Source organism: Amycolatopsis pretoriensis (assembly GCF_900107925.1).
In the GTDB taxonomy this organism is placed as follows: domain Bacteria; phylum Actinomycetota; class Actinomycetes; order Mycobacteriales; family Pseudonocardiaceae; genus Amycolatopsis; species Amycolatopsis pretoriensis.
In genome coordinates, this window is record NZ_FNUJ01000002.1 from 1,046,627 (window position 1) to 1,059,321 (window position 12,695).

Here is a 12,695-nt window from a genome sequence, read left to right on the forward strand (position 1 = left end):
AAGTGCAAACCTCAGCCGCGCTGGTACTCCTCCCAGGTGACCTTGGGAACCGAAGGACCGTCGTCGGCCCCGCGGCCGGCGAGGCCGTTCATGCCCAGGTAGTAGTCGCCGGTCTGGTGCTGGGCGCCCGACGACAGGTCCGGGTCGGAGATCGCCATCGCGTGGATGTGGTAGGCGAAACCCTGGGCCGGGGTGCGCAGCCAAGCGGCGAACCCGACCTTGCGCAACGCCTTCAGCAGGGTGGTCCGGCTCGCCGACGACAGGCTGGACACCGAGATGTCCATCGCGCCGCCGCCGTCGTGCGTGCCGGCGGACGCGTCGACGCCGCCGGGGTTGTACGAGCCCTGGGTCAAGCTGACCGACGACCCGAAGATCCCCTCGGCGGCCACGAGCATCGCCTTCGTGCGCGTGTTGAGCGTGACGCCGTGGTAGGTGACCCGGCTGCCCGCCGAAACCGGGCTCGTGACCGTGTACCGGCCCTCGCCCAGCTTCTCCAGCGACGTCTTGCCCGGCAGGCCGGAAGCGTCGATCCCGGTGTAGCCCAGCGACTTCTGGTACTGCGAGTACGCGGTGATCGTCGTGGTGCCGAAGTACCCGTCGACGTAGGTGCTCGCCAGCAGGCCCTTGGCCTGCAACGCCTGCTCGACGAGCAGGACGCTGTCGTGCGCGCCCGGCGTCTGGGTGTCGTCGGCCCGGCGCGGGTCGATCTGGGCCGCCTTCAGCACGGCCTCCATGTTCGCCGTGGGCAGCGCCGTCGTGGCCACCGGCTCGGCCTGAGCCGGTGCGGCCACGGCGAACGCCGCTGCGGTGAGTGCCGTCAGCACGGCGGCCTTCGTGAACATCCCTGTCCTCCACTGGTCGGAATCGCCTACGGCCACGAGGATCACGCCACCGGATACAAGGGACGTACAAAAGCGGCATTCACCCCGCCGTCACGACGTGTAATCCCAGCCACAGCCGATCAGGGAACCACTGGTCCAGCCGTGTTTCTCGTCGTCACCCAGAGTTGCGGAGAGCCAGCCCTGGACGTCGCCGTGTTCCTTTCGTAACCTGTTCGAGATCTCGCGGCCCCCGGTCGTCGACGAGACGGCGACGCGAGATCGCCGCCGATACCCCCTGCGGGTACCGGACCCCATCGCGTGCTCTTCCTGTTGCGGTCGAGCGCGCGCCGGACCCGGGCGAGGCCCCCGACTCGCCGCCGGTGCCCGACGGCGGCCGATCAGCAAAGGAGACCCGCGCGAGAATGCGTTCGCATCCCGTCAAGCGCGTGGTGTCAGGTGCCCTCGCGGCGGCTTCGGTGATCACTGTCGTCACCATGGCCCAGCCGCCGGCCACCGCCGCCCCCATCCCCGTCCTCCAGGCCCCGCCCACCGGGTCCGACGCCCTGGCGAAGTACCGCGACCTCTCGGCCCAGGCCGAGAAGCTCAACGAAGACCTGCTCAAGGCGAAGGACGACCTGGCCGCCAAGCAGGGCGAGCTCGACAAGGCCACCGCCGACGTCACCGCGGCCAAGGACGCCGGTGCCCAGGCGATCGACGCGAAGCAGAAGTACCAGACGCAGGTCGACAAGTTCGCCGGCGCGTCGTTCACCAGCGGCGTCCAGATGAACAAGCTGTCGGCGCTGCTGGCCGGCACGTCGACGCAGGACTTCCTGGACCGCTCGGCGGCCCTCGAGGTCATCGCGACCGACAAGAACGCCGCGATGGGCAACCTCAGCGGCGCGGCCGCGAAGGCCACCGAAGCGGAGAAGGCGGCGACGGACGCGGCGAAGCGGGCGACGGACGCCCGGGACGCGGCGGCCAAGCTGGCCTCGGACATCGAAGGCAAGAAGAAGAACCTCCAGGCCCAGATCGACCAGATCGAGGCCCAGGGCAAGACCCTCAGCACCGCCGACAAGACCGCTCAGAAGGACACCGGCGGCAAGGCCCCGACCGTCAAGGCGGCCTCCGCGGCCGCGCAGAAGGCGGTCGACGCGGCGCTGAGCAAGCTCGGCAGCGCCTACGTCTACGGCGCCACCGGCCCGTCCACGTTCGACTGCTCGGGCCTGATGCAGTGGGCCTACAAGCAGGCCGGGATCTCGCTGCCCCGCACGTCGTCGGCGCAGGCGGGCTTCGGCACGTCGGTGCCGCGCGACCAGCTGCAGCCGGGCGACCTGGTCGCGTACTACTCCCCCGTGTCCCACATCGGGATGTACATCGGCGACGGCAAGATGGTGCACGCCCCGACCAGCGGCGACGTCGTCAAGATCTCGCCGCTGCTGAAGGAGTACGCGGGCGCGACGCGCCCCACCGCGTGAGCGGGTGCCCCGGTCCGCGAGGTGTAGAAATCGCGGAACGGGGCATCTTCCGCGCATGGTCGACAACTACGACGCCGCGACGGTCGAGGCCGTCGGCAAAGTCACCGAAGCGCTCGAGACGATCGAGCGGGCGCGCGGGCACCTCTATTCGTTCCACCAGCTGACCGGAAGCGCGGACCTGGCCCTCGGCGAAGCCGTCGAGAAGCTCGAAAAGGCCGGCCACGCGGACTGGGCGCGGCGGATCAACGAAGAACTGATCGGGCTCAACGTGCTACCCGATCGGTGGACGTTCCAGATCGTCGAGGAATACGACGACGGCTACTACAAGGCGTGCCGCGACCTCGAGCGGTCACTGCTCGAGTCGTTGACCGACGGCCGCCGTCACCTGCACGAACAGCAGATGAAGGACGACCGCCGGACGCACGGCAGGCCGGGCCACGAAGCGGGCGCGCCGTCGACCCCGCCGGCCGGCTCGTGACCGGCGGTTGTCGGACCCCTGCGCTAGAGTCGGAGCCAGGCGAACAGATGTTCGATTGGAGGATGTCGTGACCGATCAGGTGGAACCGAACCCGGAGAAGGACCCGAGCGACTGGACGACCGGCGACGAGCCGATGACCGGGCCGCAGAAGTCGTACCTGCAGACGTTGGCGCAGGAGGCCGGGGAGGACGTGCCGGAGGGGTTGACGAAGGCCCAGGCTTCCGCGCGGATCGACGAGCTGCAGCAGGCCACCGGGCGGGGCAGCTGACGAGCGTTCTGTGCCCGGCGCCACGGAGTGCCGGCTTCCGGTTCGGGTAATCGCTTGTTCGATACCCGAGTCCTCGAAGGAGGCATTCCGTGTACTTGACCGTGCTGCTCGCGGCGTCGGCCGGGCTGCTCGTGCTCGGCGCGACCGCTCTTCGCGAACTGCGGAAGCCCTATCCGCTCACGGCGAAGCGCACGTTCGTCGCGGCCTGGGTCGCCGGTGCCGGCGGGCTGGCCTGGTGGGCCGCTTCGCCGGGCGCCGGGCCGCTCGTGGTTCTCGTGGCAGGGCTGGGTTTTCTGGTCGCCACGCTGAATCGCGGGCCCGAACGGCCGTCCTACCCGCGGGCCACCCCCTACCAGCCACCTCAGTGACGTGATGGGCGGAGATGTCATACCCCAACGAACAACCCGAGATCGCGCGGCCCGCCACCCTGGATCCCGGCCGGGCGGACGACAACCTCTACGAGCCCGGTGAAGGCGATCCGCCGGACAGCGCCGATCAAGCCGACGGTGTCGGCCAGAAGGTGATCGGCGAGCTCCGGGAACGCCGGAACGACTGACCTCAGGCCGCCGCGGGCAGGGCGGCACCCGTCACGCGGAGGAGGAACTCCGCGTTGGAGCCCGTCTTGCGGAGCTGGTCGAGCAGCTGCTCGATCGCGTGCGGGCCCTGCAGCGCGCGGCGCACTTCGCGCATCGCGGCCAGTTCGCCCGCGGTGACCAGGAGTTCCTCGCGGCGCGTGCCGGAACCCGGGATGTCGACCGCCGGGAAGACGCGGCGCTCGGCCGCCTTGCGGTCCAGTTTCAGCTCCGCGTTGCCCGTGCTCTTCAGCTCCTCGAAGAAGACCGTGTCGGCCAGCGAACCGGTCTCCACCAGTGCCGACGCGACGATCGTGAGCGAGCCGCCACCTTCGAGGTTGCGGGCCGCGCCGAGGATGCGCTTCATCGGCTGCAACGCGGCCGCGTCGACGCCGCCGGACAGCGTGCGTCCCGACGGGCGGGCCGAAAGGTTGTAGGCGCGGCCGAGACGGGTGAGCGAGTCGAGGAGCAGTACGACGTCTTCGCCGCGCTCCACCAGGCGTTTCGCCCGCTCGACGGCAAGCTCGGCGACCGCGACGTGTTCGGCGGGCGGCCGGTCGAACGTGGACGCGATCACCTCGCCGCGCACGGTCCGGCTCAGCTCGGTGACCTCCTCCGGCCGTTCGTCGGCGAGCAGCACCATGAGCCGGCATTCCGGGTGGTTGACCGCGATGCCGTGACCGATCTCACGCAGCACGGTCGTCTTCCCGGCCTTCGGCGGCGAAACGACCAGCGCACGCTGGCCTTTGCCGAGGGGTGTGACGAGGTCGATGACGCGCGGCAGCAGGCGCGCCGGGGTGGTTTCGAGCAGCAGGCGCTCGTCCGGGTGCACCGGGACCAGGTCGGCGAAGTGCGGACGCGGTCGCGCCGGGTCGGCGCCGTTGACGCTGGTGATTTCTTCGGCGGTGCCGGTGATTTCGTCGCCCGGGCGCAGCTTGTGCTTGCGGACGACGGAAAGCGGCAGCGCGACATCGTCCGGCGCCGGCCGGTAGCCGGTGCGGACGAACGGGGTTTTCCCTGACGTGTCAAGGATTCCGTGAAAGGACATGGGTGTCTCCTGATGAGGTGGCCGGCCCGCGCGAACGGCAGGGCCGGGGTACGAGGAAGAAGGCCGATGAGCCTGGATCCGAGAGCTTCCTCCGGGCGGCCGAGGGGCCGGCATCCGCGAGGAGCACTTTTACGTTAGCGCGACATCACGCAAAGCACAACGGGTAAGACGTCGTCGCGGTGGGTAGGTCTGAAGGGAGCCCGAGAAACGGGGGAACCCGCGGCTGACGATGGGAGCGGATCGTGTATCGACATACCCCGGAACCTGGCGTCGATACGGGCGAGAGCGCCGACGCCGACCAAACGAGGACCACGCCCCCGGCGCGCAGGAGTGCCGGCGCCGTGGTCACCTCGACGTTCGAAGAGCTGGCGCCCGCGCTGCCGAACGAGATGGCAGGGTTGCGCCGCAAGCTGACCCACTGGCTGGGCGAGCTGCCGCTCGACCCGGACAGCACGCACGACATCACGCTGGCGACGTACGAGGCGCTGGCGAACGTGGCGGCCCACGCCTACCCGGACGGCAACGGCTGGGCCCGCCTCCAGGCGGCCCGCACGGGCGACGCGGTCACGGTGACCGTGACGGACACCGGCTGCGGAATCCCGGCAACGCGCCCCCGCCAGGCGGGGTTGCGCACCTCGGGTGGCCGGGGCCTGGTGCTGATCGACAAGGTGACGGACCAGTCCGAGGTCGAATCAGGTGCCGACGGGACGACGGTCCACATGACTTGGCGCCCGGCGGCGTTGAGGGACGAGAACCCGGCCTGAGATACGGCCGGGCGGATCGTGCGCGATCGCGGAAAAACTGGGCCACGCAAGGCCAAAGGTGCGGATGTTCGCGCGGAGAACTTGTGCGCGGTGCGAAAGACACCGGCTGCGCGAGCCGCCGAGCGCTGAAGCACAAGGCGCTCGGCGGCCCCTGGAGTGTCCTACCTCACAACCCACTCAAGCGACTTCGGCCAACCGCACCATCCGCCCCCGCGGGTAGGAAACCAGTTCCCGCTCCTCGTCCGTCGTGAAGATCTCGACGGAATCCCCCAGCAGCTCCGCCGAGGTCACCTGCAGCTGCCACGCGGGCAGGCCCGGCGCCGGCTCGTGCCAGAACCACTGGCCCTTCGTGAGCTGGTCCGCCGGGACCGTCGCGTCGTCCGTGTTCATGCCCATGAGGCTAGCCGTCACCACCGACAGTTTTCGCACTGCCTCAACCGTGGGCCGCGTTGATCGTGATCGTCAGCACCTGCGGGTCACCCGCGAAGACCGCTCCGCTGAAGTCCGGGCCGGGGCTCACGTCGTCGTACGGGAACGCGTATCCCCGGTTGTCCGGCAGTTTCGAATGGACGATCCGCGCGTAGTGGTTCGTCGCGTCGCCGCCGTAGAACCGGGCCGGGTCCTCGTCCGTCGGCTGGTTCGGGTTGTCCAGCAACGTCGTGCGGTTCAACGCCGCCGCCAGGCGCGGGACGATCGCCTTGCGCGCGTCGCTCGCGCCCGCCGCCAAGGCGAACGGGCCGCTGTCGCAGCTCCACACGTCGGCCGTCGACGGCTTGGCGAACGACTCCGCGCCGAACACCAGCCGGTCGCCCGAAACGCGGCCGGTGAACTTGCCCAGGCCCGGGTTCTGCGAGTCGACGACCAGGTCCGTGCCCGCGTACTTCTGCCACACCTGGTCGATGTAGCCGTCGAGGTAGCCGCCGAACTGCGCCGCGTGGTGGTGCGGGGACAGCACCCGCAGGTTCCCGCCGCCGCCCGTCTGCACCAGGTTCGCCCACTCACCGCCCAAAGAGGAGAGTGCCGACGCGATCTGGTCGAGTGCGCCCGCCGGGAGCCCGTTGACCGTCGACGTGCCGGAGCCCGACGTCAGCGACAGGCCCATCGGGATGCCCACGAAGTCGACGTAGCTGATGTTCGCGAACAGCTGCGTGTCGTTGAACGTGAACTCGCTGAACGACCAGTTCTTGCCGTAGTTCGCGTCGCCGGAGTTCAAGAAGCTCGGGTGCACCAGGTTGGGCCCGGGGTCCAGGAAGAAGTCCAGCTTCGCGTCCGTGACGACGTAGATGCGCGCGCCACCCATCTTGGGCACCTGGACCTGCGCTCCCGACGCGATCGGGATGGCGCAGTCCTCCGGCAACGGGGTCGTCGGGGCCGACGGCGACGCCGGGTAGTACGGCGTTCCGTCGGCGCGCAGCAGCACGAGCCGGCCGTCCGGGGTCGTGCCGGTCACGTAGGCGTACACGGTTCCGGAGCCGGAGTTGTTCACCAGCTCGAGGCCGAACGTGTCCGGCGTCGCGGCGGACGCGGCCCGCGCGAGGGGTACCGCCGTGGCGAGCGTCGCGGCCGTGAGGCCGAGGAACGAGCGACGGGAGATCATGGTGTCCTCCACGGTGAGGGGACGGCGGAGTCCATAATGGACTTCCGAGGGCGGTTCGCGGGATTCGTTGTGGACGCCAACAAACTATGACCAGGATTTCGTTACCTGGCAACCCTTCGAAAGAAGGTCCAGACCACCGCCACACCCGGCCCGCGCACTGCCCAGTGACGGCGAATTCCAAACGGGACTCACCCGGGACTGCCCCCGGGTACCGCGTGCCGGGTACTTCCGGGCACATCCCTTGACGCGGCCGCGGACCGGCGGCGAGAGTGGACGGCCTCGCGGGTCGTGGACGACCGGATTCCCCCAAGGAAGCGAGAACCCATGCGCACCACCCAGCGGCTGGCCGCCCTCGTCGCCACGTTGTCCTTCGCCCTCACCGCCGCCCCGGCCCACGCCGAAGCCGGCTGGACCACGGTCTTCCAGGACGACTTCGACGGCGCCGCCGGCACCGGCCTGAACGCCCAGGACTGGCTCTACGACACCGGAACCGGCTACCCCGGCGGCGCGGCGAACTGGGGCACCGGCGAGCTCGAAACCGCCACGAACTCGACGGACAACGTCTATCACGACGGCCAGGGTCACCTGGCGATCAAGCCCCAGCGCGACGGATCCGGCCAGTGGACGTCCGGCCGGATCGAAACGCAGCGCACCGACTTCGCCGCTCCGGCGGGCGGTCAGCTGGAGATCAGCGCGACGCTCAAGCAGCCGTCCCCCGAGCACGGGCTCGGCTACTGGCCGGCGTTCTGGGCGATGGGCGCCGACGCCCGCCCGGTCGGCGCGACGAACTGGCCGAGCATCGGCGAGCTGGACATCATGGAAGACGTCAACGCGCTGAGCAAGCACTCCACCACCTTCCACTGTGGACAGTGGCAGGGCGAGTGCCACGACCCGGACGGCATCACCAGCGACCTGCAGGACTGCGCCGGCTGCCAGGACGGCTACCACAGCTACTCGGTGATCGTCGACCGGCGCGACACCGCGGCCGAGGAACTGCGCTTCTACCTCGACGGCAACCAGACGTTCTCGGTCAAGCAGAACCAGGTCTCGGACGCGACCTGGAAGGCCGCCGTCGACCACGGCTTCTTCGTCATCTTCGACGTCGCGATCGGCGGCTCCTACCCGAACAAGGTCTGCGGCTGCACCTCCCCCGGTGCGGACATCACGCCCGGCGCCGAAATGAGCGTCGACTCGCTCTCGGTGAAGGTCAGCGACGGCTGAACCCGTAGGCTGGCGCCATGAAGCACGCCGTCACCGCCTCCCCGATCGGACCGCTGACCCTGGTCGGCGACGGCGAGGCGCTGGCCGGGGTCTACTTCGACGGCCACCTCCGGACACCCCGCCTGACCGACCTCGGTCCCCGCGACGACGACGGCTTCGCGGCCGCGCAAACCCAGCTCGGCGAGTACTTCGCCGGCACGCGGCGCGAGTTCGACCTCGAGCTCGCGCCGCGTGGCTCGGCGTTCGAGAAGCAGGTCTGGGCGCTGCTGACGAAGATCCCGTACGGCGAAACCCGCACGTACGGGCAGCTGGCCGCCGAGCTGGGCGACCCCGGCGCCGCGCAGGCCGTCGGGAACGCCAACGGCTGGAACCCGATCAGCGTCATCGTGCCCTGCCACCGCGTGGTCGGCACCAGCGGCGGCCTGACCGGGTACGCCGGCGGCCTCACCCGCAAGCGGTTCCTCCTGAGCCTCGAGGAACCGCCCGCGGACGAGGTCGGCCGGTTGTTCTAGCCTGCCGAACAGCTCACGGACGGGTCCGTCAGGTTCCCGCCGTGCTGCACGGTGAACCCGATGACGTTCCCGCTGCCGTTGGGCCGCGCGGTCAGCACGTACCCGGTGCTGTCCCAGGTCCCGGTGTAGTTCCAGCTGCCGATGACCTTCTGCGGCGAGTGGAACGTGATCGTCAGGACCCAGTTGTTCGACCCCGTCACCGTGACCTGGCCGTTGAAGCCGACGTTCCACTCGGCCGTCTTGGCGTAGGTCCCGGTGCACCCGCCCGGCGGCGGCGTGGTCGGGGTGGTGGGGGTCGTCGGAGTCGTGGGCGTGGTGGTCGGAGTCGGGGTGGTCCCGCCGTTCAGCGCGTCGAGGACGGCGGTGTAGGCCGCCTTCTTCTGGCCGTTGCCGTCGAACAGCAGCGGCGTGGCCGACGCCCGCCACGAGTCCGTGTCGCGGATGCCCCACACCGTCATCCCGGTGCAGCGGGCGACCGCGAGGCACGCGTTCGTGACCGTGCGGTAGTTGTTCGCCTGCGCCGTGCCCGACCCTTCGATGTCCAGCTCGGTGATCTGCACGTCCACGCCGAGGTTCGCGAAGTTCTGCAGCGTGGTCTGATAGTTCGACGGCACCGGGCTGTTGGGGTTGAAGTGCGACTGGAAGCCGACGCAGTCGATCGGCACGCCGCGGGACTTGAAGTCCTGGACCATCCGGTAGACGGCCTGGGTCTTCGCCTGGCTCCAGTCGTCGGTGTTGTAGTCGTTGTAGCAGAGCTTCGCGCCCGGATCGGCGGCCCGCGCGGCGCGGAACGCCGCTTCGATCCAGTCGTTGCCGGTGCGCTGCAGGTTCGAATCGCGCCGCGCACCCGAGCTGCCGTCCGCGAAGGCCTCGTTGACGACGTCCCAGGCGTAGATCTTGCCCTGGTAGTGGCTCGCGACCTGGGTGACGTGGTTCAGCATCGCCGAGCGCAGCGCCGAGCCCTCCATGCTCTGCATCCAGCCGGGCTGCTGCGAGTACCAGGCCAGGGTGTGCCCGCGCATCCGGGCGCCCTGGCTCGCCGCCTGGGCGACGATCCGGTCGGCGCCCGAGTAGGAGAACTGGCCCTGCGAGGGCTCGGTCGCGTCCATCTTCATCTCGTTCTCCGGGGTGATCATGGAGAACTCACGGCTGAGGATGCCCGTGTAGACGCTGTCCGAGAGCCTGCTCGCCGAGACGGCGGTGCCGAAGTAGCGTCCGGTCCCGCTCGCCGCGCTGCCCAGCGTGGTGCCGCCGGACGGGCCCGGCGACGTCGGCGTGGTCGTGGTCGAACCGCTGTTCAGGCCCAGGAACGCGATCGCGTACGCCACCATCCCGTTCTGCGGCAGCGAGTGCCCGGCACCCTGGACGCTGATGCCCTCGACCGGCGCCTGCGCCCCAGTGCCGCCGTAGCGGGTGCGCGTCCAGCCGGACTGCGGGGCGTCGCTCGACGACGGCGTCTGGCTCACCCCGCGCAGGTTGGTCCACTGCTTGATCTCTTCCCCGAAGTTCGGGTAGCGCAGCGTGTCGTCGGCGGTGCCGTGCCACAGCTGCATCCGCGGGTACGGGCCGCTGCGCCCGCCGCTCATCTGCCGGGCCTGGTCGCCCCACTGCTGAGCGGTCTTGATGAGCTGACCGCCCGAGCACTGGCTGTTCCAGCTCGACCCGTCGGTCGTGGCGAAGCAGCCGGCGGGCACGCCCATGAACGCCGAGCCGGCCGCGAAGACGTCCGGGTATTCGGCGGCCAGGACGTTCGTCATCATCGCGCCGGAGGAGAACCCCGTGACGAACACCCGCGTGGGATCGACGTTGTAGTGCTGCTTGGCGTAGTCGACCATCGACAGGATGCCGACCGGGTCGCTGCCGCCGCCGCGCGTGAGCGCCTGCGGTGAGGAGACGTCGAAGCATTGCCCGCTGCGCGTGGCTTCCGGGAACACGATGACGTACCCGTACTGGTCGGCCGCCGTCACGTAGTCACGCGCGTAGCCGTTGAACACCGCCGAGGCCGAGCCGGTGCAGTAGTGGATGGCGACCAGCAGCGCCGGCTTGGCGGCGACGTGGTCCGGGACGTAGGCGTACATGTTCAGGTTGCTGGGGTTGGTGCCGAAGCCGGTCACGCGGGTCAGCGTGGCCGCCGACGCGGGCTGCGCCGTGACCACGAGGACGATCGCGGCGGCGATCGACAGCACCGCGGCGAGGAGGGCGGTGAAGAGTCTTCGCACTCGAGTCAATCCTTTCCGGGAGCAGGGCGCAGCTGCGACGATCGTTCGTTCGCCACCCGCGACCGGTCAACGATTTTCGGAAAGTTTCGGACCCGTTCGAACTGCCGGTAACGCCGACTGCTGAAAGGATCCGGACATGACCGAGCTCCTCCTGGGACCACTGCTGCGGCACGTCGACGCCACCTCGGCGACGATCTGGGTCGAAACGGACGGTCCGTGCGAAGTCCTTGTCGCGGAAGCGAAAGCGCGGACCTTCGAGGTTTCCGGGCACCACTACGCGCTGGTCGTGCTCGAAGGCCTGGAACCCGGGCGCAGCACGCCGTACGAGGTCCGGCTCGACGGCGAAGTCGTCTGGCCCGACCCCGGCAGCGACCTGCCGCCCAGCCGGATCCGCACGCTGACCCCGGGCGATCCGCGGTTCCGGCTCGTGTTCGGGTCGTGCCGCAAGCCGCGGGAGCAGGACGCGCTCGGCCCGGACGCGCTCGCCGCGTACGCCCACCGGATGGCCGGGCTCGACGAGGCCGAATGGCCGGAATCGCTGCTCCTGCTGGGGGACCAGGTCTACGCCGACGAAACCACCGACGCGACGCAGGAGTGGCTCGCCGGCCGGCGCGACCCGAAAGTGCCGCCCGGCACCGAGGTCGCCGACTTCGAGGAGTACTGCCACCTGTACTTCGAGGCGTGGTGCGAGCCGTCGGTGCGCTGGCTGCTGTCGACCGTGCCGACGTCGATGATCTTCGACGACCACGACGTCCGCGACGACTGGAACACCTCGCAGGCGTGGCGCGAGCAGATGGCCCGCGAGTCGTGGTGGCCGGAGCGGATCCGCGGCGCGCTCGTGTCGTACTGGGTCTACCAGCACCTGGGCAACCTCGGTCCGCGCGAGCTGGCCGAGGACGCGGTGTTCCAGCAGGTGCTCAAGTCCGGTGTGGACAACGCGGAGCTGCTGCGCGAGTTCGCCGACCGGGCCGACCGCGAGGCCGACGGCGCCAAGGGCACCCGGTGGTCCTACCGGCGCGACTTCGGCCCGGTCCGGCTGCTGGTCATCGACTCGCGCGCCGGGCGGATCCTCGGCGGCGGCGAGCGTTCGATGGTCGGCGACGAGGAGTTCCGCTGGATCGAGGAGCAGACCGACGGTGACTTCGGCCACCTGCTGATCGGCACGTCGCTGCCGTGGCTGATGCCGACCGCGCTGTCGGCCGCCCAGTCGGTCAACGAGCGGCTCTGCGCGCGGCCGGGGCTCGTCGGGCGGGTGTCCGAGTGGTTCCGGCAGCTCGCCGACCTCGAGCACTGGCCGGCGTTCCGCGAGTCGTTCGACCGGCTGACCCGGCTGATCGCCCGGGTGGCCGACGACGGCCCGGCGTCGGTGAACGTGCTCTCGGGCGACGTCCACCACGCGTACGTGGCGCGCGCCGACCTCCCGGGCGCGCCGGTGCACCAGCTGACCTGCTCGCCGGTGCACAACACCGTGCCCTGGTACATGAACCGGCTGTTCCGGGCCGGCTGGGCGCGCGGGCTGACCCGGCTGAGCGGGTGGCTGGCGCGCCGCGTCGGGGTCCCGCCGGCGCCGCTGACCTGGAGCTGCGTCTCGGGACCGCACTTCGGGAACGCCGTGATGACGTTCGACGTCGACGGCCGGGAAGCCACGGCCACGCTGCTGCGGGCCGACCACGACGAGGAGCCGATCCGGCTGGTCTGAGGGTGGGTGCGCCGCGGCCAC

Annotated in this window: 14 protein-coding genes; 9 read left to right on the plus strand and 5 right to left on the minus strand. The window is 70.1% G+C overall.

The features are described from left to right. Nucleotides 1–11: 11 nt before the first annotated feature. Nucleotides 12–842, minus strand: a complete 831-nt coding sequence (locus BLV96_RS11500; RefSeq protein WP_086683941.1) for a peptidoglycan-binding domain-containing protein — start codon at nt 840–842, stop codon at nt 12–14. Between the two features lie 401 nt (nt 843–1,243). Between BLV96_RS11500 and BLV96_RS11505 the strand changes: the two genes are divergently transcribed. From BLV96_RS11505 to BLV96_RS49795, 5 genes are all read left to right on the plus strand, one after another. Beyond that, nucleotides 1,244–2,296 carry a C40 family peptidase gene (locus BLV96_RS11505; RefSeq protein ID WP_091389041.1) on the plus strand — a complete coding sequence of 351 codons (1,053 nt, stop codon included), beginning with the start codon at nt 1,244–1,246 and terminating at the stop codon, nt 2,294–2,296. A gap of 55 nt (nt 2,297–2,351) precedes the next feature. Next, complete coding sequence (locus tag BLV96_RS11510) at nt 2,352–2,774, plus strand: hypothetical protein (RefSeq protein WP_086674384.1); 423 nt, start codon at nt 2,352–2,354, stop codon at nt 2,772–2,774. Between the two features lie 67 nt (nt 2,775–2,841). Beyond that, entirely contained in the window at nt 2,842–3,042 is a 201-nt protein-coding gene (locus BLV96_RS11515) for a DUF3072 domain-containing protein (protein ID WP_086674383.1), read from the plus strand. A gap of 89 nt (nt 3,043–3,131) precedes the next feature. Beyond that, a complete protein-coding gene (locus BLV96_RS11520; protein ID WP_086674382.1) occupies nt 3,132–3,410 on the plus strand; it encodes a hypothetical protein in 279 nt (92 codons plus the stop codon). 14 nt (nt 3,411–3,424) lie between these two features. Beyond that, the gene (locus tag BLV96_RS49795; RefSeq protein WP_167379577.1) at nt 3,425–3,598 is read left to right on the plus strand and encodes a hypothetical protein; all 174 of its coding nucleotides are present in this window, start codon (nt 3,425–3,427) and stop codon (nt 3,596–3,598) included. Between the two features lie 2 nt (nt 3,599–3,600). On the opposite strand, the gene rho is transcribed toward BLV96_RS49795, so the two are convergent. Beyond that, nucleotides 3,601–4,662: a transcription termination factor Rho gene (gene rho / locus BLV96_RS11525; protein WP_086674381.1), complete on the minus strand. Its 1,062-nt coding sequence runs from the start codon at nt 4,660–4,662 to the stop codon at nt 3,601–3,603. 341 nt (nt 4,663–5,003) lie between these two features. Here rho and BLV96_RS11530 point away from each other — a divergent pair, with 341 nt between their 5' ends. Then, nucleotides 5,004–5,426, plus strand: coding sequence for an ATP-binding protein (locus BLV96_RS11530; protein ID WP_086674380.1), 423 nt, complete (start codon nt 5,004–5,006; stop codon nt 5,424–5,426). A 177-nt stretch (nt 5,427–5,603) separates the two neighbouring features. Here BLV96_RS11530 and BLV96_RS11535 read toward each other — a convergent pair whose 3' ends face one another. Together BLV96_RS11535 and BLV96_RS11540 are read right to left on the minus strand one after the other, a co-directional pair. Continuing rightward, nucleotides 5,604–5,816, minus strand: coding sequence for a hypothetical protein (locus BLV96_RS11535; RefSeq protein WP_086674388.1), 213 nt, complete (start codon nt 5,814–5,816; stop codon nt 5,604–5,606). A gap of 43 nt (nt 5,817–5,859) precedes the next feature. Further along, nucleotides 5,860–7,023 (minus strand): glycoside hydrolase family 64 protein, encoded by a 1,164-nt coding sequence (locus BLV96_RS11540; protein WP_086674379.1) that lies wholly within the window; start codon nt 7,021–7,023, stop codon nt 5,860–5,862. Between the two features lie 324 nt (nt 7,024–7,347). On the opposite strand from BLV96_RS11540, the gene BLV96_RS11545 reads away from it, so the two are divergent. After that, nucleotides 7,348–8,244, plus strand: coding sequence for a glycoside hydrolase family 16 protein (locus BLV96_RS11545; RefSeq protein ID WP_086674378.1), 897 nt, complete (start codon nt 7,348–7,350; stop codon nt 8,242–8,244). Nucleotides 8,245–8,261: 17 nt separating this feature from the next. After that, on the plus strand, nt 8,262–8,756 hold the full coding sequence (locus tag BLV96_RS11550; protein ID WP_086674377.1) for a methylated-DNA--[protein]-cysteine S-methyltransferase: 495 nt from the start codon (nt 8,262–8,264) through the stop codon (nt 8,754–8,756). Here BLV96_RS11550 and BLV96_RS51220 read toward each other — a convergent pair. Beyond that, nucleotides 8,753–10,975 (minus strand): extracellular catalytic domain type 1 short-chain-length polyhydroxyalkanoate depolymerase, encoded by a 2,223-nt coding sequence (locus BLV96_RS51220; protein WP_086674376.1) that lies wholly within the window; start codon nt 10,973–10,975, stop codon nt 8,753–8,755. The two genes, BLV96_RS11550 and BLV96_RS51220, sit on opposite strands and share 4 nt — an antisense overlap. Nucleotides 10,976–11,111: 136 nt before the next feature. On the opposite strand from BLV96_RS51220, the gene BLV96_RS11560 reads away from it, so the two are divergent. After that, a complete protein-coding gene (locus BLV96_RS11560) occupies nt 11,112–12,674 on the plus strand; it encodes an alkaline phosphatase D family protein (protein ID WP_086674375.1) in 1,563 nt (520 codons plus the stop codon). Nucleotides 12,675–12,695: the final 21 nt, after the last annotated feature.